Genomic DNA, 20,229 nt, shown 5'->3' on the forward strand with positions numbered 1-20,229 from the left:
GTTCCGGCCGCCCTTACGGGCGCGTGTACAGGGGCTCGCCGGGCGGGTTCGGTGCCTGCGCCGGCAGCAGCGCCAGGTTCAGCCCGCGCACCAGACGTCCGCGCAGGGTCTCGTCGCCGGCCAGCGCCTCGGCGACCCGGCGGGCCGCCGCCTGGGCGGCCCCGGCGTCACCGGCCAGCGCGATGGCGAGGGTGCCGTCGGCGTCGGCGCCGCCGGGGCCCAGGTGGGCGCGGAGTACGGCGGGCTCCCCGGCCACGGCGGCCCGTACGGCCTCCCGCACCGCGGGGTCGGCCAGCGGGCCGGCGTCCGTACGGCCCTCGGCGAGGGCGCGCAGGGCGGCGCCGGTGAGTTCGTAGCTGACCGGGCCGGCCAGGTCGAGGACCACGGTGTCGGCCTTCTCGTGCGCGGCGGCCTTGAGGGCCTGGTGCAGCGGGACGGCCACCGGCCGGGCCGCCGGGTCCCAGAGCGCGAGCGAGGCGATGGAGGTGAAGGCGGGCAGCGCCCGCCGGTCCCCGGCCTGGAGGGTGGGGACGGCCATGTCACTGGTCTTCTCGCGCCGCAGCCCGGTCTCCGGGTCGGTCTCCACCTCGCCGAGGACCGCGACGACGGGCACCAGCAGGCGGGCGTCCGCCAGCGCCGCCAGTACCTCGGGCTCGTTGGCCCTGTCCTCGGCCCAGGCGGCCAGGGCCGCGCTCAGCCGGGGGTCGGCGGAGCCGTCGTCATCGGAGAAGCCGGGGTCGGGGATGTTTTTGTTCGCCACAGTTACCCGACCCTATCCCGGCCCGGGCCGCCGCGGCCGCCGGGCCAGTACGAGGGCCAGCGCGAGCAGCGCCACCCCGGCGGCGGCCGCCGCCACGGCCGCGAACCGGTCGCCGCGCCCGGGGGCTCGGGCGGGCTCGGGACCGGGGCCGAAGTAGGGCCGTCCGGCCGCGACGGGCGAGGGGACCGGCCGCTCCGGGCGCAGTTCCTCCGCGGCCTGGATCGCGGCGACGGGATCCGCCATCCCGTGGCCCCGGGAGTCGTCGCGGCCGCCGGGCGGGGTGTCGGAGGCGGTGTCCTCCAGCAGTTTCTTGACCTGGGCCGGGGACAGCCCCGGGTGGGCGGCCTTGACCAGGGCGACGGAGCCGGAGACGAAGGCCGCGGCGGCGCTGGTGCCCCAGCCCTCGTAGTAGGAGCGGTCGGGGTCGGCGATGACCACGTCGACGCCGGGGGCGCTGACGGTGGCGTACCAGTTGCGGGTGGAGAAGGCGGCCTTGCGGCCGCGGCGGTCGACGGCGGCGACGGCGATGACCCCGGGGTAGGCGGCCGGGTAGGAGACGGGGTCGCCCTGTTTGCCGCTGTTGCCGGCGGAGGCCACGACGACGACGCCCTTGGCGAGGGCGTACTGGACTGCCTCGTCCTCGGCTGCCTCGTGGTGCGCGGACTCGCTGTCGTCGCCGAGGGACATGTTGATCACGTCGGCGCCGTGGTCGGCGGCCCAGCGGATGCCCTCGGCGAGGGCGCCGCCCTTGCTCTCGCGGGCCTTGGCGCGGCCGGGGTCGCCCTCTTCGAGGATCACCCGGACCGGGAGGATCTTCGCCTGGGGGGCGATGCCTAGGACGCCCTGGCTGCGGTTGGCCCCGTGGCCGTGCCCGGCGATGATCCCGGCCATGGCGGTGCCGTGGCGGGCCCAGGCCCGGTCGCCGCGGCCGGCGCCCATGCCGATGAGGTCGGCGCCGTCGAGGACCTGCCCGGCGAGGTCGGGGTGGGTGGGGTCGACCCCGGTGTCGAGGACGGCGACGGTGACCCCGTCGCCCCGGGTGGTGCCCCAGGCCTCCTCGGCGCGCAGGGCGAGCAGGCCCCACTGGCGGTCGCGTATGGCGTCGACGGTGTCGGCGGCGGCGGGCGGCGCGGCGGCCGCGGCGAGCAGGAGGGCGGCGAGCAGGAGGGCGGCCGGGTGACGGGTCCTGCCGGCGGGGCGGGGTCGGTTCATTTCGGGGGCTCCGGCGCGGTGGCGAGGGCCTGTACGGCGCGTCCCGTCCGGTCGGCGACGGCCTGCGCCTCGTGGCCGAGGCCGGCGCGGGCGACGGCTCCGGTGGCGTCCTTCTTCAGGGCGTCCCCGGCGGGGAGCGGCTTGTCCAGGGGGCGGCCGTCCGCGAAGGCGGAGACGGCGTAGACGACGACGGGGGCCTCGGGGAGGACCGTCGCGGTCCAGGCCGCGCGCTGCGGGTCGGTGAACCCGTAGGCGGGCGGGGCGGTGAGGCGCTCGCGCAGGCCGGCCATGGCGGTGGCGGGGGCGGGGGTGAAGACCAGGCCGACGGCGATCAGGGAGCTGCGGGTGGCGTCGGTGTAGGTGGCGCGGAGCACGCGGGTGCAGCCGGCTCCGGTCTCGGTGAGCAGGCTCTGCCACTCGGGGGCCAGCGCGGCCGCGCACTCGGCGTCGGGGGCGAGGGCCACCCGGGTCCAGGTGCGGTCGGAGCCGCCGGGTCCGGCGGCGGCTCCGGCGAGGACGGGCGGGAAGAGGGTGTCCACGGGGGTGTCCCGCCAGAGCGAACCGGCCTTGCGGTAGGCGGCGTCGGCGGTGAGCGGGCGGTGCGCGGCCCGGTGTTCCCGCCAGCCGGTGATCCCGGCTCCGCCGAGGAGTCCGGCTCCGAGCAGTGCGCACAGGACGGCGGCCGTCAGGCGTCGGGGGGCGGGGCGGGGCGCGGCTTCCGCGGGGAATTCGCTCTGCGGTGTCGACGTCGTCATGCGGCGGCTCAGCCCCCCGTTCGTCCGCTGCGGCCCCCGTACTCTACGTCCGCCCTCGGTTCGTCCGCTGCGGCGGTCCCGGCACCGCCGCGGGGGCGGTGGCGGGCGGGGTGCGGACGGCGGCTTCCGGGAGGGCGGCCGACGACGGGGCCGAGGGGTGAGACGGCGGGGTTCGGGGCCTACCCACCGGTAGAGGGGTCTGGCAAGCTGCCGCCATGACACCCCCCGCCGGAGGCGACCGGGCCCGGTACGACCGGGCCACCGCCCACCTCGACGCGCCGCTGGCCATCGTCGACCTCGACGCCTTCGACGCCAACGCCGACGACCTCGTGCGCCGGGCCGGCGGGAAGCCCGTCCGCGTGGCCAGCAAGTCCGTCCGGTGCCGTGCGCTCCTGGAGCGGGTCCTGGCCCGGCCGGGGTTCGCCGGGATCATGTCGTACACCCTCGCCGAGAGCCTCTGGCTGGCCCGCTCCGGGTTCGAGGACGTGCTGCTCGCCTACCCCTCCGCCGACCGCGCCGGGTTCGCCGAGCTCGCCGGGGACCCCAAGCTGGCCGCCGCCGTCACCGTGATGGTCGACGATCCGGCCCAGCTGGAGCTGATCGACCGCTCCCGCGCCGGCGGCGCCCAGGAGATCCGGGTCTGCCTGGAGCTCGACACCGCGCTCCGGCTCCTCGGCGGCAAGCTGCGCGTCGGCGCCCGGCGTTCGCCGCTGCGCGAGCCCGCCCAGCTCGCGGACCTGGCGCGCGCCGTCTCCGCCCGGCCGGGCTTCCGGGTCGTCGGGGTCATGGGCTACGAGGGCCATGTCGCGGGGGTCGGGGACGCCCTCGCGGGGCGGCCGCTGCGCTCGCGGGTCATCCGCCTCATGCAGGCCGCCGCCCGCAAGGAACTCGCGGGCCGCCGGGCCGAGGCCGTCCGGGCCGTCCGCTCCGTGGTTGCGGACCTGGAGTTCGTCAACGGCGGCGGTACCGGCAGCGTCCAGCAGACCGCCGCCGAGGACGCCGTCACGGAGATCGCCGCCGGTTCGGGGCTCTTCGTACCGCGCCTGTTCGACAACTACACCTCGTTCCGGGGCCGTCCCGCCGCGCTCTTCGCGCTGCCGGTGGTCCGCCGGCCCGGGGTCGGCGTGGTCACCGTGCTGGGTGGCGGTTACCCCGCCTCCGGTGCGGCCGGGGCCGACCGGCTGCCGGTCCCGTACCTTCCGCGGGGGCTGCGCTACGACCCGCAGGAGGGCGCCGGCGAGGTGCAGACCCCGCTGCTGGGCAGCCCGGCCGACGATCTGCTGATCGGCGACCGGGTCTGGTTCCGGCACGCGAAGGCGGGGGAACTGTGCGAGCGGTTCGACGCGTTGCACCTGGTCGAGGGCGACCGGGTGACGGCCACCGCCGCGACCTACCGGGGCGAGGGCCGCACCTTCCTCTGAGAGGAGGGGCCTGCGGGAGCTAGGAGGCCGCGTACACCGTGTCCGTCTGGTCGGGGATGACGCTGGTGTCACCCCGGCGGACGGGGCCCGGCGTGCCGTCGTGGTCCACGTACCCGCTCGTCGCGCACGGGTAGGGCGTGGCCTTCTGCTTCTTCGGCTCGATGAACATCGGGTTCACGATCCACTTGCCGTCGCTGTTGTCGTAGGCGCGGCACATCAGTTCGTTCTTGTTACGGTTGACCACGAGCCGCAGCGCGGTCGCGTCCCGCAGGAACGATATGTCGGTGTCGGAGTCGCCCGCCGCGAACACCTGCCGGCGCGCGGCCGGCTGGACCTTCTCGGCGGCGGCGCCGCGGACGCCGAAGATCTCCTTGTTGATCCAGCAGCGCTTGCCGTCGACGTACGTGATCATCGTGTCGGCGCCGTCCCGCACCGATCCGCAGCCCTCCAGGTGCGGGGTGAACTTCCCGCCGCGGGAGGTGACGTTGCGGATGCCGATGACGTGGCCGGCGTCGATGCCGACGCCCTCGGCCCACACCTCGACGACCGGCTGGGGCGAGGCCGAGCTGATCCACACGTCGAAGCCGGCCTTCTGCAGGCCCTTGACGAGGTCCCGCTGCTGGTCGTAGTAGCGGACCCAGCCGGTGACCTTGCCGCTGCCGACCTGCTGGGTGGCGCCGACCGGCGCCGCCAGGTTCTCGGCGCGGGCGGCGGCCGCGAAGCCGCGGATCTCGCGCGCGGTCCAGCCCTGCGTCAGCTGCGGGAGCCAGGCGTAGCCGGGTTCGGTCGTGCGCCGGTCCCAGCCCGCGAAGGCGGCGGCTCCGCCGCGCGTCGCGGCGGTCCCGTAGACGGCGTTGATCTCGTCGGCGCAGCCGGCGCCCGCGGGGGTCCCGGTGGGCAGCGGGGCGCCGGGGCGGGCGAGCGCGCCGCAGGCGTCGGCGAGCGCCGCGGTGGCGGCCGGGGTGAGGAAGCGGCTGGTGGTGGCCCAGTCGCCGGCGGCGGGCTGGCGGATCTTCCCGCTCCGCAGCAGCCAGAACATGGTGGCGTCGCCGACGTCGTTCTTGACGACGGTGTTGTCCCAGTCGAAGACGGCGACGGGCTTCTCACGGCTCGGCCGGTACGGGGCGCAGCGGCCGTACTGGTCGATCAGCTGCTGGAGGCGGGCCTGGTTGTCCCCGTACCAGCCGGCCGCGAGCTTCGGGGTGACGCAGTGGCCGCCGGGGCGGGCGGCCTGGGCGGCGGGCGCGGTGGTGACGAGGGCGGCGGCGGTGAGCGCGACGGCGGCGCCGACGGACTGGAGCCGTCGTACGGTGCTACGTGGGGTCACTGAGGTGAACGCTCCCTTTTCCTATGAAGATCATCTCGGACGGTAAACCCGACAGCCGGGCGTCGCGCGACGCCCGGCTGTCGGGTGGATGGAGTACGGGTGAACGCCCGGGAGCCCCGGCGCCCCTCCCGCCGGTCCGGCTACAGCGGGGTCACGTACGCCCCGGAGATGCCGCCGTCGACCAGGAAGTCGGTGGCGTTGATGAAGGAGGAGTCGTCGCTGGCGAGGAAGGCCACGGCGGCGGCGATCTCGGTGGGCTCGGCGAACCGGCCCAGCGGGATGTGCACGAGGCGGCGGGCGGCCCGCTCCGGGTCCTTGGCGAACAGCTCCTGCAGCAGCGGGGTGTTGACGGGCCCCGGGCACAGGGCGTTGACGCGGATGCCCTCGCGGGCGAACTGCACGCCGAGCTCGCGGGACATGGCGAGCACGCCGCCCTTGGAGGCGGTGTAGGAGATCTGCGAGGTCGCGGCGCCCATGATGGCCACGAACGAGGCGGTGTTGATGATCGAGCCGCGGCCCTGACGCTGCATGTAGGGCAGGGCGGCCTTGCAGCACAGGTAGACGGAGGTGAGGTTGACGTCCTGGACGCGCTTCCAGGCCTCCAGGCCGGTGGTGAGGATCGAGTCGTCGTCCGGGGGCGAGATGCCCGCGTTGTTGAAGGCGATGTCGACCGAGCCGTAGGTGTCGAAGGCGGTCTTGAACAGGGCCTCGACCTCCTCGGGGCTGGTGACGTCGACCTTGACGAACAGGCCGCCCACCTCCTCGGCGGCGGCCTTGCCGGCGCTCTCGTCGATGTCCGCGCAGACCACGTTGGCGCCTTCGGAGGCGAGCCGGCGGGCGGTGGCGAGACCGATGCCGCTGCCGGCTCCGGTGATGACGGCGGTACGGCCGACCAGGCGGCGGCAGACGATCTCTTCGTGGGACGCAGTGGTCATGTGTTTCAGGCCTCCGTGCTGATGAAGACGTTCTTGGTCTCGGTGAAAGCGGTGAGGGCGTCCGGTCCGAGCTCGCGGCCGAGCCCGGACTGCTTGTAGCCGCCGAAGGGGGTCCAGTAGCGGACGCTGCTGTGGGAGTTGACGGACAGGTTGCCCGCGGCGACGGCGCGCGAGACGCGCAGCGCGCGGCCGACGTCGCGGGTCCACAGGGAGCCGGAGAGCCCGTACTCGGTGGCGTTGGCCAGGCGTACGGCCTCCTCCTCGTCCTCGAAGGGCAGGACGACGGCGACCGGGCCGAAGACCTCCTGGGTGGCCACGGGCGCGGTGGGGGCGACGCCGGTGACGAGGGTCGGGGGGTGCCAGAAGCCGCGGCCCTCGGGGGCGCTGCCGCGGATCGCGGTGAGGTCGTCGGTGACGTACGACCGCACCCGGTCCAGTTGCGACCGTGAGATCAGCGGCCCCATCTGGGTCTTCTCGTCCGCCGGGTCTCCGACGACGACGCCCTCGATCCCGGGCGCGACCAGCTCCAGGAACCGGTCGTACACCGAGCGCTGGACGAGGATCCGGGTACGGGCGCAGCAGTCCTGGCCGGTGTTGTCGAGGAAGGCCATGGGGGCCGCCGCCGCGGCGGCCTCCAGGTCGGCGTCCGCGAAGACGATGTTGGGGCTCTTGCCGCCGAGTTCGAGGGTGACCCGCTTCACCCGGTCGGCGCACTTGGCCATGATCTGCTTGCCGACCCGGGTGGAGCCGGTGAACACGATCTTCGCGACGCCCGGGTGCTCGACGAGCGCGTCGCCGGTGACGTCGCCGCGGCCGGGGAGCACCTGGAAGAGGTGCTCGGGGATCCCGGCTTCGAGGGCGAGTTCGGCGAGGCGCAGCGCGGTGAGCGGGGTGGTCTCGGCGGGCTTGAGGATGACGGCGTTGCCCGCGGCGAGTGCGGGGGCCAGGCCCCACGCGGCGATCGGCATGGGGAAGTTCCACGGGGCGATCACGCCGATGACGCCGAGGGGTTCGAGGAAGGTGACGTCGATGCCCCCGGCCACCGGGATCTGGCGGCCGGAGAGCCTTTCGACTCCCCCGGCGGCGAACTCCAGCAGGTCACGTACGTTGCCGGCCTCCCAGCGGGCGTTGCCGACGGTGTGTCCGGCCTCCCGGACCTCCAGCTGGGCCAGTTCCTCGATGTGTCCGTCGACCACCGCGGCGAAGCGGCGCAGCAGCCTGGCCCGGTCGGCGGGGGCGGCCGCCGCCCAGCCGCGCTGGGCAGCGGCGGCTCGGGCGACGGCGGCGTCGACGTCGTCCCGTGTGGCGGCCGGGACGACGGCGACGATTTCCTCGGTGGCCGGGTTCAAGACGTCCAGCGCATCGGACACGTGGTGGCCTCTCAGGTGTGCGGTTCGGGGTTTCCGGTGGCGCGGTGGGCGCGGTGGGCGCCGTAGGCCTGGTTACAGGCGTTCGAAGGAGCGGCGCAGCTCCCAGTCGGTCACCGCGGAGTCGTAGGCGTCGAGTTCCACGCGGGCCATGTTCTTGTAGTGGGCGACCACTTCGGGGCCGAAGGCGGCCTTGGCGATCTCGCTGTTCTCCCAGAGCTCGGCGGCCTCGCGCAGGGTCGTCGGGACGTGGGCGAAGTCGGCGGTGTACGCGTTGCCCGCGCAGGCCTCGGGCAGCTCCAGCCGGTGCTCGATGCCGTAGAGCCCGGCCGCGACCAGGCCGGCGACGGCGAGGTACGGGTTGACGTCGCCGCCGGGGAGGCGGTTCTCGAAGCGCATCGAGCGGCCGTGGCCGACGACTCGGAGCGCACAGGTCCGGTTGTCCACGCCCCAGGCGACGGCGGTCGGCGCGAAGGATCCCGGCCGGAAACGCTTGTACGAGTTGATGTTCGGGGCGTAGAGAAGGGAGAAGTCGCGCAGCGCGGCCAGCTGGCCGGCCAGGAAGTGCCGCATCACCGGGGACATTCCGCCCGGTCCGTCACCGGCCATCGCGTTGTGCCCGTCGGCGTCACCGAGGGAGAGGTGGATATGACAGGAGTTGCCCTCGCGCTCGTCGAACTTGGCCATGAAGGTGAGCGAGACGCCTTCCTGGGAGGCGATCTCCTTGGCCCCCGTCTTGTAGACGGCGTGCTGGTCGCAGGTGGTCAGCGCCTCGTCGTAGCGGAAGGCGATCTCGTGCTGCCCGAGGTTGCACTCGCCCTTCGCGGACTCGACGATCAGGCCCGCGGCCTGCATCTCGTTGCGGATGCGGCGCAGCAGCGGTTCGACGCGGCCGGTGCCGAGGACGGAGTAGTCGATGTTGTACTGGTTGGCCGGGGTCAGGCCGCGGTAGTTGCTGTTCCAGGCCTGCTCGTAGGTGTCCTGGAACACCATGAACTCCAGCTCGGTGCCGACCATCGCGGTGTAGCCCTGCTCGGCGAGCCGGTCCAGCTGGCGGCGCAGGATCTGGCGGGGGGCGGCCACGACGGGCGTGCCGTCGTTCCAGGCCAGGTCGGCCATCAGGAAGGCGCTGCCCGGGTTCCAGGGGACGCGGCGCAGGGTGGCGAGGTCGGGGTGCATGGCGAAGTCGCCGTAGCCCCGGTCCCAGGAGGACATCTCGTATCCGTCGACGGTGTTCATGTCGGTGTCGACGGCGAGGAGGTAGTTGCAGCCCTCGGTGCCGTGCGCGAGGACCTCGTCGAGGAAGAACTGTGCGGCGAACCGCTTGCCCTGGAGGCGTCCCTGCATGTCGGGGAAGGCCAGGACCACTGTGTCGATCTCACCGCTGGCGACGAGGGCACGGAGCTCCTCGGGCGCGAGCGGCGGCTTGCGGTCTACCACTGGAATCTCTCCTTCGGTGAGCCGAGTGCGCCTAAGGTATTGAATAGAACCATTGCTTGGGAAGGGGAGGAGCCAAGATGACCGACACGGCGAGCGAAGGCGGCGCGATCGCGCGGCTGAATCCCGTGCTGCGACAGGTGCGGGCGGGCAACGGTTTCGAGGAGGCGCTGGAGCAGATCCTCCAGGTGGTCCGGCTGGGCCTGGTGCCCGGCGGGGAACGGCTGCCGCCGGAGCGCGAACTGGCCGAGCGGATGGGCATCAGCCGGGTCACCCTGCGCGAGGTGCTGAAGGTGCTCCAGGACCAGGGCCTGGTGGAATCCCGGCGCGGCCGCTACGGCGGGACGTTCGTACTGCCGCGCCCGGACACCCCGGCCGGCGGGGCCGAGGAGGAGCTGCGGCGGCGGGTCGCGGGCGTGGACATCGAGGACGTCCTGCGGTTCCGCGAGGTCCTGGAGGTGGGCGCGGCCGGCCTGTGCGCCTCCCAGGGACTGACCGGGGAGGGCTCCGAACGGCTGCTCGCGGCCCTCGCCGCCACCCACGACGCCCCGCTCGCCGACTACCGCCGCCAGGACACGCTGTTCCACCTCACGCTGTGCGAGCTCGCCGGTTCCGCGTCCCTGACCGCCCAGTACGCGGCCGTCCGGGCCGGTGTGAACGACCTGCTGGACTGCATCCCGCTGCTGGTGCGCAACCTGGAGCACTCCCAGCAGCAGCACACCACGCTGGTCGGGGCGGTCCTGGAGCGGGACGCCGGGGCCGCCCGCGAGACGATGCGCGAGCACTGCTGCGGCACGGCGGCCCTGTTGAGGGGGTTTCTGGCCTGATGGGCGGGTTCGCGCTCCCCCGCGCCGGGAGGGATTCGTAACCGCTCTTTAACGCAAGGGCCTTGCGCGTTCCACTCCACTGACGCAAAGGTACGCCTCACAACCATTGCCCTCAGGTAGGAGCGCACCATGGCCGACGACATCGAGGCACGGCTGACAGCCGTGCCCGAACCCACCACTTCCCCCCAGGGTGGCGACAGCCATGACGGGTACCTGGAGCGCCGCACGCTGCGCCGCGGCAGCGCCGGCTGGCTGCTCCTCACCGGTCTCGGCGTCGCGTACGTCGTCTCCGGCGACTTTTCCGGCTGGAACATCGGCCTCGCGCAGGGCGGCTTCGGCGGCCTCGCCATAGCCACCGCCCTGATGGGCGCGATGTACGCGTGTCTCGTGTTCTCCCTCGCGGAGCTGTCCGCGATCCTGCCGACGGCCGGCGGCGGCTACGGCTTCGCCCGGCGGGCCCTGGGCACCTGGGGCGGCTTCCTCACCGGCACCGCGATCCTCATCGAGTACATCCTGGCCCCCGCCGCGATCGCCATCTTCATCGGCGACTACGTCGAATCCCTCAACCTCTTCGGCCTCACCTCCGGCTGGCCCGTCTACCTCGCCTGCTTCGCGGTGTTCATCGGCATCCACCTGTGGGGCGTCGGCGAGGCCCTGCGCTTCTCCCTCGTCGTCACCGCGATCGCCGTGATCGCGCTGATCGTCTTCGCGCTGGGCGCCTTCACCGAGTTCGACGCCTCGAACCTCGACAACATCGCCGTGGACACCACCGCCGCCGGATCGAGTTCCTGGCTGCCGCTGGGCGTCCTCGGCATCTGGGCGGCCTTCCCCTTCGGCATGTGGTTCTTCCTCGGCGTCGAGGGCGTCCCGCTCGCGGCGGAGGAGGCCAAGGACCCGGTGCGCTCGATGCCGAGGGCCCTGTCGATCTCCATGGGCATCCTGGTCCTGCTCGCCCTGATCACCTTCCTGGCCTCGACCGGCGCCCGCGGCGCCGACGCCATCAAGGACGCGGGCAACCCGCTCGTCGTCGCGCTGGAGGGCAACCCGGACCTGTCCTGGCTGAAGACCTTCGTCAACTACGCCGGTCTCGCCGGGCTGGTGGCCTCGTTCTTCTCCCTGATCTTCGCCGGATCGCGCCAGCTGTTCGCCCTGTCCCGGGCCGGCTACCTGCCGCGCTTCCTGTCCCTGACCTCGAAGCGCAAGGCCCCGTACCTCGGTCTGCTGATCCCCGGCGCGATCGGCTTCGCCCTCGCCGCGGCCACCGGCAACGGCCCGCGCATGCTGAACATCGCGGTGTTCGGCGCGACCATCTCGTACGCCCTGATGGCCCTCTCGCACATCGTGCTCCGCAAGCGCGAACCCGGGCTGGAGCGCCCGTACCGCACCCCGGGCGGCATCGCGACCTCCTCGGTGGCCTTCGTACTGGCCCTTTCGGCCCTGGTCGCCACCTTCCTGGTGGACAAGGACGCGGCGTTCATCGCGCTGGCCGTGTACGCCGTCGCCCTGGCCTACTTCGCGCTCTACAGCCGCCACCACCTGGTGGCCTCGGCGCCCGAGGAGGAGTTCGCGGCCCTCGCGGAAGCCGAGGCGGAACTCTCCCGCGACTGAAATCCTTGCCCCGTCCGACCGCATCCGCTCCCGGAGGTAGAAACCGTGCCCAGGCCGCTCATCGGCATCTCCACCTATGTGGAGGAATCCACCCGCTACGGGGTGTGGGACCTCCCCGCCGCACTCCTTCCCGCCGGGTACCACGAACTCGTCCAGGCGGCGGGCGGCGCGGCCGTGCTGCTCCCGCCGGACGAGCCCGGCAGGGCGGCGGAGGTGCTGAGCCGGGTGGACGGCCTGGTCATCGCGGGCGGCCCGGACGTGGACCCCGTCCACTACGGAGCCGCGCGCGACCCCCGTACGGGCGCGCCCGCCACGGTCCGCGACCACTGGGAGCTGGCGCTGATCAACGCCGCGCTCGAAGCGCGGATGCCGCTGCTGGGCGTCTGCCGGGGCATGCAGGCCCTCAACGTGGCCCTGGGCGGCACGCTGCACCAGCACATCGACGGCCACGTCGACACCCCGGGCGAGATGTCCTGGCACCCGGTCCGCCCCGTCCCGGGCACCCGGTACGCGCGGCTGGTCCCGGAGGAGGCGCAGGTCCCGACGTACCACCACCAGGCGGTGGACCGGGTGGGCCGCGACCTGGTGGTCTCGGCCCACGCCCTGGACGGCACGGTGGAGGCCGTCGAACTCCCCGACCCGGACCGCTGGGTCCTGGGCGTCCAGTGGCACCCGGAACGCGACAAGGACACCCGCGTGATGGCCTCCCTCATCGAGGCCTGCGCCTTCACCCCGGCCACGGTCTGACCCAAACCGCCACCCCTCGGCCCCACCCTCAGCCCCGCCGGCACCCCTCACCCCCCGCCGGCACTCCCTCGCACCCGCCACCCCCTTCAGCCCGCCGGCGTTTGAGGCGCGGGGGTCCAGGGGCTGGCACCCCCTCCAGCCCCGCCGGCGTTTGAGGCGCGGGGGTCCAGGGGGTGGCACCCCCTCCAGCCCCGCCGGCGTTTGAGGCGCGGGGGACCGGGGGCCGGCCTCCGCTTCAGCCCCGCCGGCGTTTGAGGCGCGGGGGTCCGGGGGCTGGCCCCCGGCAACGGCGCCGCACCCGGCGACGCCGAGACCGGCCGGGCGGCGCGTGAGGGGCGGGGTCCAGAACGGGCCTCGGCGACGGCGCCGGTCAGGCGGCGGCCGGGGGCTGGCCCCGGGTCAGCGAGAGCAGGTCCCGCGCCGGCCCCGCCGGCCGGGTCCCACCGGGCCACACCGCCCGCAGGGCCCGGCCGAGCCCGGCCGCCCCCGACACCGGGACCTCCACCAGCCGCCGCCCCGCCAGCTCGACCCCCACCGCCAGCTCCGACAGGACACACGGCCCGGCCCCGCTCAGCGCCGCCGCCTTCACCGCCGTGGTCGACGCCAGCTCCAGCAGCGGCTCCGCCAGCCCCCCGCTCCCCGCCAGCGCAGCGTCCAGCACCTGCCGCGTCCCCGACCCCCGCTCCCGCAGGATCAGCGGGGTCGCCGCCAGCTCCGCCGCCACCACGCCCCGCGAGCGCCGCGCCCACGGGTGCCCCGGCGCCACCGCGACCACCAGCCGGTCCTGCGCGATCACCACCGAGTCCAGACCCTCCGGCACGGAGAGCCCCTCCACGAACCCCAGGTCCGCCTCGTGGGCCAGTACCCGCTGCGCGACCACCGCCGAGTTCCCGGCGTGCAGGGACACCGCCGTGTCCGGCCGCTGCCCCCGCAGCGCGATCAGCCACCCCGGCAGCAGGTACTCCGCGATCGTCATGCTGGCCGCCACCCGCAGCCGCGAGTCCCGCCGCCCGCGCAGCGCCTGCGCCCCCGCGTCGAACGCCTCGGCCGCCTCCACCACCCGCCGGGCCCAGTCCGTGACGAGTGCGCCGTCCGCCGTCAGCGTCGATCCCCGCGGGGAGCGGTCCACCAGCGCGACGCCCAGCCGGGTCTCCATCGCCCGGATCCGGCTGCTCGCGGCGGGCTGGGTGATCCCCAGCCGGCGGGCGGCCGCGCTCAGACTGCCCACGCGCGCCACCGCCAGCAGCAGCTCCAGCGCGCCGAGGTCCGGCACGCGGTGCGCGAGCGGCACCCACTCCTCATTACCCATAAATCCAGTTTATGCCCTCATATGAAGGTGACCTCTGCCGCCCCGCCCGCTCCGGCGGGACGCTGGCTCCATGGCCACCACCCTCGCGCTACCGCGCTCCGCCACCGCCCCCGCGCCCCTGGCCCACAAGGCCCCCGCGCTCCGGCACCTCGGCCCCAACTGGTACGCCGCCGTCATGGGCACGGCGATCATCGCCAACGCCGGCGCGAGCCTCCCGTACCAGCTGCCCGGCCAGCGCGTGGCCTGCCAGCTGTTCTGGGCGCTGTCCGCCGCCGCCCTCGCCGTGCTGCTGACCGCCCGCGCCGGGCACTGGATCCACCACCGCGACCAGGCCCGCGCCCACCTCCTCGACCCCGCCGTCGCGCCCTTCTACGGCTGTCTCTCGATGGCGCTGCTGGCCGTCGGCGCCGGCACCCTCACCGTCGGCAAGGACCTGATCGGCATCGGCCCTGCCGTCGCCGCCGACACCGTCCTGTTCACCGCCGGCACCGCGACCGGGCTGGTCATGGCCGTCGCCGTGCCGTACCTGATGGTGGTCCGGCACAAGGTCGAGCCGCACCAGGCCACCCCGGTCTGGCTGCTGCCCGTGGTCGCCCCGATGGTCTCCGCCGCCGTGGGCCCGCTGCTGATACCCCACCTGCCCGCCGGCCAGCCCCGCGAGGCGCTGCTGCTCGCCTGCTACGCCATGTTCGGCATCAGCCTGCTGGCCACCCTGCTCATGCTGCCCCTGATCTTCGGCCGGCTGATCGTGAGCGGCCCGCTGCCGCTGGCCCTGACCCCCGCCCTGTTCCTGGTGCTGGGGCCGCTCGGCCAGTCCACCACCGCCGTGAACCAGCTCGCCGACATGGCCCCGCAGTCGATCGGGGCCCCCTACGCCGGTGCGTTCGGCGCCTTCGCGGTCGTCTACGGGGTGCCCGTGATGGGCTTCGCGCTGCTGTGGCTGGCGCTGGCCGCCGCGATGCTGGTGCGGGCCGCCCGCCGGGGCATGGGGTTCGCGATGACCTGGTGGGCCCTGACCTTCCCCGTCGGCACCTGTGTCACCGGCGCCGCCGCACTGGCCCGCCACACCGGCCTGACGGCCTTCGCCTGGCTGGCCACCGCCCTGTTCCTGGCCCTGGTCACCGCCTGGCTGCCGGCCGCGACCCACACCCTGCGCGGCCTCGCCTCCGGCCGCCTCCTCGCCGCCCCGCGCTGAGCGCGCCCCCGCCGCCGCCCCGCGCTGAGCGTGCCCCCGCCGGCCCGCGCGCCCCGGACGCCGACGGGGGTGCCGGGCGCGGGCTTGCCTCAGCCCGCCCCCCGCAGGGCCCTCGACAGCACCGCCGGGGCCTGCGCGAGCGAGGGGCCGTACCAGGTCAGGTGCCGGCCGCTGACCAGCGCCGCCGGTAGTCCCGGGAAGGCCTCCGGCCCGTCCTCGGCCGTGAAGCGGTACGGCTCGTCCGGCAGCACCACCAGATCGCAGCCCGCCGCCGCCAGCTCCGCCACGGCCACCCTGGGGTACCGCTCCGCGTGCCCGGCGTAGACGTTGCGCACGCCCAGCCGCGCCAGCAGGTCCCCGGCGAAGGTGTCCCGGCCGAGCACCATCCAGGGGCGCCGCCAGATCGGCACGAACGCCCGCCGCTCCGCGTCCGGTTCCACCCGGGCCCACGCGCCCTCCGCGTCCGCCAGCCACCCCGGCCGCGCCAGCCCCAGGGCCCCCACCAGCACCCGGTCCAGCTCGCGCAGCGCCTGCGGCAGTCCCCGTACCTCGGTGACCAGCACCTCCACCCCGGCCGCCCGCAGCTGCGCGAGGTCCGGGGCCCGGTTCTCCTCCTCGTTGGCGATCACCAGGTCGGGGCGCAGCGCCGCGATCGCCCGTACGTCGGGATTCTTCGTGCCCCCGATCCGCGCCACCCCCGCCAGCTCCGACGCGGGATGCGTGCACCAGTCAGTGACCCCGACCAGCAGGCCGGGCGCACTCACCGCCACCGCCTCGGTCAGGGACGGGACCAGCGAGACGACCCGCTTCCGGTTGGGCCGCACCGGCCGGCTCACTGCCCCGGCGAGGGCGGCTCGGAGGTCGCGTGGATGTGCTCACCGACCGCCACGACCAGGAACCGGGTGTCCTCGGTGACGGCCCGCCAGCGGTGCCGCACGCCGCCCGACAGGAACAGCGCGTCCCCGCGCTCCAGCCGGTACGCGCGCCCCTCGGCCTCCACCTGGCAGGCGCCCGAGACCACGTACATCAGCTCGTCGTTGCGGTGCTGGTACTCGCGGCCGGCGTCCTGGTCCCCGGTGAACTCCAGTGCGTGCAGCTGGTGGTGCCCTCGTACGAGGGGACGGACACCGGGAACGGGTTCGAGCCCGGAGTCGTCCCCGGCCCGTACGAGGTCCACCGTGCGCGCGGTGTCGGAGGCGGCCAGCAGCTCGACGGCCGTGGTCTCCAGCGCGTCGGCGACCCGCTCCAGGGAACGCATGCTCGGCCGGGCCCGCTCGTTCTCTATCTGGCTCAGGAAGGGCACCGAAAGACCGCTGCGCGCCGACACCGCGGCGAGCGTCAGGTGGAGGGCGCGCCGCCGCTTGCGCACGGCCACACCCACCCGGAGCGGTTCTTTGGCGTCCTTGTCCCGTTCCTTGTCGTCCGCGCCGTCCCTGTCGTTCATGTCGGGGCTGCCCTCCCCTTGTCCGTCGCACATCGGTCTGCTGTAAGCACCATACGCAGCAACCGCCTCCGGTTTCGCGCGCACGGCCTCGCTGGCCGGAGTCAGCGCCTCGTGGTGCGGCTGCGGCATCATCGTCACCGTGACGACACGACGCCTGATGCTCCTTGACACCGCCTCCCTCTACTACCGCGCGTACTTCGGTGTGCCGGACTCCGTGAAGGCCCCGGACGGCACCCCCGTCAACGCCGTGCGCGGGCTGCTCGACTTCATCGGGCGACTGGTCCAGGACCACCGCCCGGACGATCTGGTGGCGTGCATGGACGCCGACTGGAGGCCGCAGTGGCGGGTGGAGCTGATCCCCTCGTACAAGGCCCACCGGGTCGCCGTGGAGACGGAGACCGGCCCCGACCTGGAGGACACCCCCGACACCCTGGCCCCGCAGGTACCGATCATCGAGGCGGCGCTGGACGCGTTCGGGATCGCGCGGGTGGGGGTCGCCGGATACGAGGCGGACGACGTGATCGGCACGCTGACGGACCGCGCGAGCGGCCCGGTGGACATCGTCACCGGCGACCGGGACCTCTACCAGCTGGTCGACGACGCCCGGGGGCGGCGCGTGCTGTACCCGCTCAAGGGCGTGGGCACGCTCCAGGTGACGGACGAGGCGTGGCTGCGCGAGAAGTACGGGGTGGACGGCCCCGGCTACGCGGACCTGGCGCTGCTGCGCGGGGACCCGAGCGACGGCCTGCCGGGGGTTCCCGGGATCGGCGAGAAAACGGCGGCGAAGCTGCTCGACGCGTACGGGAACCTGGCCGGAATCATCGAGGCGATCGACGATCCGCGCTCCCGGCTGACCGCTACGCAGCGTAAGCGGCTGGACGAATCACGGCCGTATCTGGCCGTGGCGCCGAAGGTCGTCAAGGTCGCTTCGGACGTTCCGCTTCCGGATTTCGACCCCGCTCTGCCGAGGGTCGCGGCGCAGCCCGATCTCGTGGACGCGCTGGCGCACCGGTGGGGTCTGGGCGGAGCGGTGTCGCGCCTGAGCAGCGCGCTACTTCCCTGAGGTGCTAACTTAGGTAATCCTAAGTTCTACTGGAGTCAGGGGAGACGCCGTGGCAGAAGGACGCGCCCGCACGGTCGGCACAGCCGTCGTTGTACGCACCGAGCGGCTGACACCGCACATGGTGCGCGTGGTGCTGGGCGGTGACGGGCTGGCCGATTTCGACGCGGGCGAGTTCACCGACCACTACATCAAGCTCCTGTTCCCGCCGGAGGGCGTCACGTACGCCTCTCCCTGGGACCTGGAGACGATTCGTTCCTCCCACCCGCGCGACGAGTGGCCGCGCCAGCGCGCGTACACCGTGCGGGCGTGGGACGCCGTGCACCACGAGCTGACCCTCGACTTCGTGGTCCACGGGGACGAGGGCCTGGCCGGCCCCTGGGCCGCGCGGGTCCAGCCGGGCGAGACGGTACGTTTCCTCGGCCCGGGCGGCGCGTACGCCCCGGACCCGACGGCGGGCTGGCACCTCCTGGTCGGCGACGAGAGCGCCCTGCCGGCGATCGCCGCGGCGATGGAGCGGATGCCGGTCGGCGCGGACGTGCGCGCGTTCGTGGAGGTCGAGGGCCCGCAGGACGAGCAGAAGATCGCCACGCCGGACGGGGTGGTCCCGGTCTGGCTCCACCGCGCCGGGCGCCCGGTCGGCGAGGCGCTGGTGGAGGCGATCACCTCACTGGAGTTCCCCTCGAAGGACGTCCACGCCTTCGTCCACGGCGAGGCGGGCTTCGTGAAGGACCTCCGCCGCCACCTCCGCATGGAACGCGGCGTCCCCCGCGAACGCCTGTCGATCTCGGGCTACTGGCGCCTCGGCGAAACCGACGAGGGCTGGCGCGCGATCAAGCGCGACTGGAACGCCACGGTGGAAGCCGAACAGGAACGCGCCGCCTGACCCACCCCAGCCCCGCCGAGCGTGCGCGACGGGGGCCCAGCCCCAGCCCCGCCGAGCGGGCGCGACAGGGAGCCAGCCCCAGCCCCGCCGAGCGGTGCGAGGGCGGGAGCCAATGCCCAGCCCCACCCAGCGGGCGCGGCGACGGCCGCCAGTTCAAGCCCCGCCGGCGATTGAGGCGCACCGGGCCGAGCGGGTGCGACGGCGGCGGCCAATCCCAGCCCCGCCGGCGATTGAGGCGCGGGGGCCGGGGCAGGGCCCCGTCGCCGCCCGGCGCGCTCGGGCTCGGGAGTTCCCCGCCGCCCGGCCCAGGGCAACGGCGCCGCCCGGGGAGCGGGGCACGGGGTCCGGCAGGACAATGGCGGCATGCGTACGCCGCGCGTGCTCACCGCCACCGGGGTGCTCGTCGTGCTGGCCGCCGGGACGGCAACGGCAGCGGCGACCCCCGCCCCGCCCCCGCCCCCGAAGCCCCAGATCACCGACGCCGCCGTCGAAAAGGCCGTGGCCCGCCTCGACGGCACCGTCGCCGCCATGATGCGAAAGACCGGCGTCCCCGGCGCCTCCGTGGCCGTCGTCCACAACGACAAGGTCCTCTACCTCAAGGGCTTCGGCCTCCGAAGGACCGGCGAGAGCGGCAAGGTCGACCCCGACACCGTCTTCCAGATCGCCTCGCTCTCCAAGCCCGTCTCCTCCACCGTCGTCGCCGGCACCCTCTCCGACCCCGCCGAGTGGGACAAGCACGTCCCGCTCCCCGGCTTCGCGCTGAAGGACCCCTGGGTCAGCGACCACGTCGCCACCGCCGACCTCTTCTCCCACCGCAGCGGCCTCCCCGACCACGCCGGGGACCTCCTCGAAGACCTCGGCTACGACCAGTCGTACATCCTCGACCACCTCCGCCTGGAGCCCCTCGACCCGTTCCGCATCAGCTACGCGTACACCAACTTCGGCTTCACCGCCGCCGCCGAGGCCATCGCCGCCGCCCGCGGCACCAGCTGGCAGAAGCTGTCCGCGGACACCCTCTTCAAGCCCGCCGGCATGACCCGCACCAGCACCGAGTTCTCCGCGTTCCGCGACGCCCCCGACCACGCCGCCACCCACGTGAAGAACCCCGACGGCACCTGGAGCCCCCGCTACGTCCGCGACCCCGACGCCCAGTCGCCCGCCGGCGGCGTCAGTTCCACCGCCCGCGACATGTCGCGCTGGCTGCGGCTCCAGCTCGGCAACGGCGTCCTCGACGGCAAGCGCATCATCCCCGCCGACACCCTCGCCCGCACCCACCAGCCGCAGATCCTCTCGCAGCCGCCCACCACCGCCACCGGCGAGCACACCGGCTTCTACGGGCTCGGCTGGAACGTCTCCTACGACGACGCCGGCCGGCTCCGCCTGAGCCACTCCGGGGCCTTCGAACTCGGCGCCAACACCAACGTCACGATGCTCCCCCTGGAACAGCTCGGCATCATCGTCCTCACCAACGGCGCCCCCGTCGGCCTCGCCGACGCCGTCGCCCTCGACTTCTTCGACGTGGCCGAGCACGGCCGGGCCTCCACCGACTGGCTCGCGGTGGCCTCGGCGCTGTACGCGCGGGCACTCGAAACGGGCCGCTCCCCCACCGACTACGCGCACCCGCCCGCAGGCGCCAAGCCCGCCGGGAACGACTCCGCGTACACCGGAACGTACGACAACCCGTACTACGGCAAACTCACCGTGGCGGCGAACCCGGACGGCAGCGGCCTGACCCTCTCCCTCGGCCCCAAGCCCCTGAAGTTCCCCCTCACCCACTACGACGGCGACGTCTTCAGCTTCGAGACCGCCGGCGAGAACTCGGTCGGCCGCACGGGCGTCACCTTCGCCGACGGCACGGTCCGCGTCGAGTACCTGGACGCGAACCACCTGGGCACCTTCACCCGGCAGTAGGACGCCGCCCCCGCCGGGGCGCCTACGC

At 74.1% G+C, this 20,229-nt stretch carries 18 protein-coding genes; 8 read left to right on the forward strand and 10 right to left on the reverse strand.

Going from position 1 to position 20,229, the window contains the following annotated elements; all coding sequences use genetic code 11:
* Positions 1 to 13 precede the first annotated feature (13 nt).
* Genes EES41_RS09020 through EES41_RS09030 form a run of 3 tightly spaced genes read right to left on the reverse strand, consistent with a single transcriptional unit; the run spans position 14 to position 2,727 of the window.
* Positions 14 to 760: an SseB family protein gene (locus EES41_RS09020; RefSeq protein WP_123077100.1), complete on the reverse strand. Its 747-nt coding sequence runs from the start codon at positions 758 to 760 to the stop codon at positions 14 to 16.
* Positions 761 to 772: 12 nt separating this feature from the next.
* Complete coding sequence (gene mycP, locus EES41_RS09025) at positions 773 to 1,972, reverse strand: type VII secretion-associated serine protease mycosin (protein ID WP_123077102.1); 1,200 nt, start codon at positions 1,970 to 1,972, stop codon at positions 773 to 775.
* Complete coding sequence (locus tag EES41_RS09030) at positions 1,969 to 2,727, reverse strand: hypothetical protein (RefSeq protein ID WP_123077104.1); 759 nt, start codon at positions 2,725 to 2,727, stop codon at positions 1,969 to 1,971. Before EES41_RS09030 ends, mycP begins: the two co-directional genes overlap by 4 nt.
* A 215-nt stretch (positions 2,728 to 2,942) precedes the next feature.
* On the opposite strand from EES41_RS09030, the gene EES41_RS09035 reads away from it, so the two are divergent.
* Positions 2,943 to 4,148, forward strand: a complete 1,206-nt coding sequence (locus EES41_RS09035; protein ID WP_123077106.1) for an amino acid deaminase/aldolase — start codon at positions 2,943 to 2,945, stop codon at positions 4,146 to 4,148.
* Between the two features lie 19 nt (positions 4,149 to 4,167).
* Here EES41_RS09035 and EES41_RS09040 read toward each other — a convergent pair whose 3' ends face one another.
* The 4 genes from EES41_RS09040 to EES41_RS09055 form a co-directional block, all read right to left on the reverse strand.
* Positions 4,168 to 5,475, reverse strand: coding sequence for a haloacid dehalogenase-like hydrolase (locus EES41_RS09040; protein WP_123077108.1), 1,308 nt, complete (start codon positions 5,473 to 5,475; stop codon positions 4,168 to 4,170).
* A gap of 140 nt (positions 5,476 to 5,615) precedes the next feature.
* Positions 5,616 to 6,410 carry a 3-oxoacyl-ACP reductase gene (locus tag EES41_RS09045; protein ID WP_073795984.1) on the reverse strand — a complete coding sequence of 265 codons (795 nt, stop codon included), beginning with the start codon at positions 6,408 to 6,410 and terminating at the stop codon, positions 5,616 to 5,618.
* Between the two features lie 5 nt (positions 6,411 to 6,415).
* Positions 6,416 to 7,780: an aldehyde dehydrogenase gene (locus tag EES41_RS09050; protein ID WP_123077110.1), complete on the reverse strand. Its 1,365-nt coding sequence runs from the start codon at positions 7,778 to 7,780 to the stop codon at positions 6,416 to 6,418.
* Between the two features lie 72 nt (positions 7,781 to 7,852).
* A complete protein-coding gene (locus tag EES41_RS09055) occupies positions 7,853 to 9,217 on the reverse strand; it encodes a glutamine synthetase family protein (RefSeq protein WP_123077112.1) in 1,365 nt (454 codons plus the stop codon).
* Between the two features lie 77 nt (positions 9,218 to 9,294).
* Between EES41_RS09055 and EES41_RS09060 the strand changes: the two genes are divergently transcribed.
* The 3 genes from EES41_RS09060 to EES41_RS09070 all read left to right on the forward strand — a co-directional run bounded on the left by EES41_RS09060 (position 9,295) and on the right by EES41_RS09070 (position 12,396).
* A complete protein-coding gene (locus EES41_RS09060) occupies positions 9,295 to 10,041 on the forward strand; it encodes a FadR/GntR family transcriptional regulator (protein ID WP_123077114.1) in 747 nt (248 codons plus the stop codon).
* Between the two features lie 129 nt (positions 10,042 to 10,170).
* Positions 10,171 to 11,649 carry an ethanolamine permease gene (eat, locus tag EES41_RS09065; RefSeq protein ID WP_250570039.1) on the forward strand — a complete coding sequence of 493 codons (1,479 nt, stop codon included), beginning with the start codon at positions 10,171 to 10,173 and terminating at the stop codon, positions 11,647 to 11,649.
* Between the two features lie 45 nt (positions 11,650 to 11,694).
* The gene (locus EES41_RS09070; RefSeq protein ID WP_123077116.1) at positions 11,695 to 12,396 is read left to right on the forward strand and encodes a gamma-glutamyl-gamma-aminobutyrate hydrolase family protein; all 702 of its coding nucleotides are present in this window, start codon (positions 11,695 to 11,697) and stop codon (positions 12,394 to 12,396) included.
* A gap of 370 nt (positions 12,397 to 12,766) precedes the next feature.
* Here EES41_RS09070 and EES41_RS09075 read toward each other — a convergent pair whose 3' ends face one another.
* Positions 12,767 to 13,705, reverse strand: a complete 939-nt coding sequence (locus EES41_RS09075; protein WP_123077118.1) for a LysR family transcriptional regulator — start codon at positions 13,703 to 13,705, stop codon at positions 12,767 to 12,769.
* Between the two features lie 70 nt (positions 13,706 to 13,775).
* Here EES41_RS09075 and EES41_RS09080 point away from each other — a divergent pair, with 70 nt between their 5' ends.
* Positions 13,776 to 14,900 carry a TDT family transporter gene (locus tag EES41_RS09080; protein WP_164495794.1) on the forward strand — a complete coding sequence of 375 codons (1,125 nt, stop codon included), beginning with the start codon at positions 13,776 to 13,778 and terminating at the stop codon, positions 14,898 to 14,900.
* A gap of 89 nt (positions 14,901 to 14,989) precedes the next feature.
* Here the strand turns inward: EES41_RS09080 and EES41_RS09085 are convergent, their stop codons facing one another.
* A complete protein-coding gene (locus EES41_RS09085; RefSeq protein ID WP_123077122.1) occupies positions 14,990 to 15,724 on the reverse strand; it encodes a helical backbone metal receptor in 735 nt (244 codons plus the stop codon).
* 8 nt (positions 15,725 to 15,732) lie between these two features.
* Complete coding sequence (locus EES41_RS09090; protein WP_123077124.1) at positions 15,733 to 16,344, reverse strand: helix-turn-helix domain-containing protein; 612 nt, start codon at positions 16,342 to 16,344, stop codon at positions 15,733 to 15,735.
* Positions 16,345 to 16,501: 157 nt separating this feature from the next.
* Here EES41_RS09090 and EES41_RS09095 point away from each other — a divergent pair, with 157 nt between their 5' ends.
* The 3 genes from EES41_RS09095 to EES41_RS09105 all read left to right on the forward strand — a co-directional run bounded on the left by EES41_RS09095 (position 16,502) and on the right by EES41_RS09105 (position 20,201).
* Positions 16,502 to 17,407, forward strand: a complete 906-nt coding sequence (locus EES41_RS09095; protein ID WP_123077126.1) for a 5'-3' exonuclease — start codon at positions 16,502 to 16,504, stop codon at positions 17,405 to 17,407.
* Positions 17,408 to 17,456: 49 nt separating this feature from the next.
* Positions 17,457 to 18,290 carry a siderophore-interacting protein gene (locus EES41_RS09100; RefSeq protein WP_123077128.1) on the forward strand — a complete coding sequence of 278 codons (834 nt, stop codon included), beginning with the start codon at positions 17,457 to 17,459 and terminating at the stop codon, positions 18,288 to 18,290.
* A gap of 363 nt (positions 18,291 to 18,653) precedes the next feature.
* On the forward strand, positions 18,654 to 20,201 hold the full coding sequence (locus tag EES41_RS09105; protein WP_123077130.1) for a serine hydrolase: 1,548 nt from the start codon (positions 18,654 to 18,656) through the stop codon (positions 20,199 to 20,201).
* Positions 20,202 to 20,229: the final 28 nt, after the last annotated feature.

Source organism: Streptomyces sp. ADI95-16, from assembly GCF_003721495.1.
GTDB classification, from domain to species: Bacteria; Actinomycetota; Actinomycetes; order Streptomycetales; family Streptomycetaceae; genus Streptomyces; species Streptomyces goshikiensis.

Coding starts and splice junctions, on each gene's coding strand:
- mycP (WP_123077102.1), bottom strand. CDS start 1,972: ATGAACCGACCCCGCCCCGCCGGCAGGACCCGTCACCCGGCCGCCCTC.
- EES41_RS09030 (WP_123077104.1), bottom strand. CDS start 2,727: ATGACGACGTCGACACCGCAGAGCGAATTCCCCGCGGAAGCCGCGCCC.
- EES41_RS09035 (WP_123077106.1), top strand. CDS start 2,943: ATGACACCCCCCGCCGGAGGCGACCGGGCCCGGTACGACCGGGCCACC.
- EES41_RS09045 (WP_073795984.1), bottom strand. CDS start 6,410: ATGACCACTGCGTCCCACGAAGAGATCGTCTGCCGCCGCCTGGTCGGC.
- EES41_RS09060 (WP_123077114.1), top strand. CDS start 9,295: ATGACCGACACGGCGAGCGAAGGCGGCGCGATCGCGCGGCTGAATCCC.
- eat (WP_250570039.1), top strand. CDS start 10,171: ATGGCCGACGACATCGAGGCACGGCTGACAGCCGTGCCCGAACCCACC.
- EES41_RS09075 (WP_123077118.1), bottom strand. CDS start 13,705: ATGGGTAATGAGGAGTGGGTGCCGCTCGCGCACCGCGTGCCGGACCTC.
- EES41_RS09080 (WP_164495794.1), top strand. CDS start 13,776: ATGGCCACCACCCTCGCGCTACCGCGCTCCGCCACCGCCCCCGCGCCC.
- EES41_RS09090 (WP_123077124.1), bottom strand. CDS start 16,344: ATGAACGACAGGGACGGCGCGGACGACAAGGAACGGGACAAGGACGCC.
- EES41_RS09095 (WP_123077126.1), top strand. CDS start 16,502: ATGCTCCTTGACACCGCCTCCCTCTACTACCGCGCGTACTTCGGTGTG.
- EES41_RS09105 (WP_123077130.1), top strand. CDS start 18,654: ATGCGTACGCCGCGCGTGCTCACCGCCACCGGGGTGCTCGTCGTGCTG.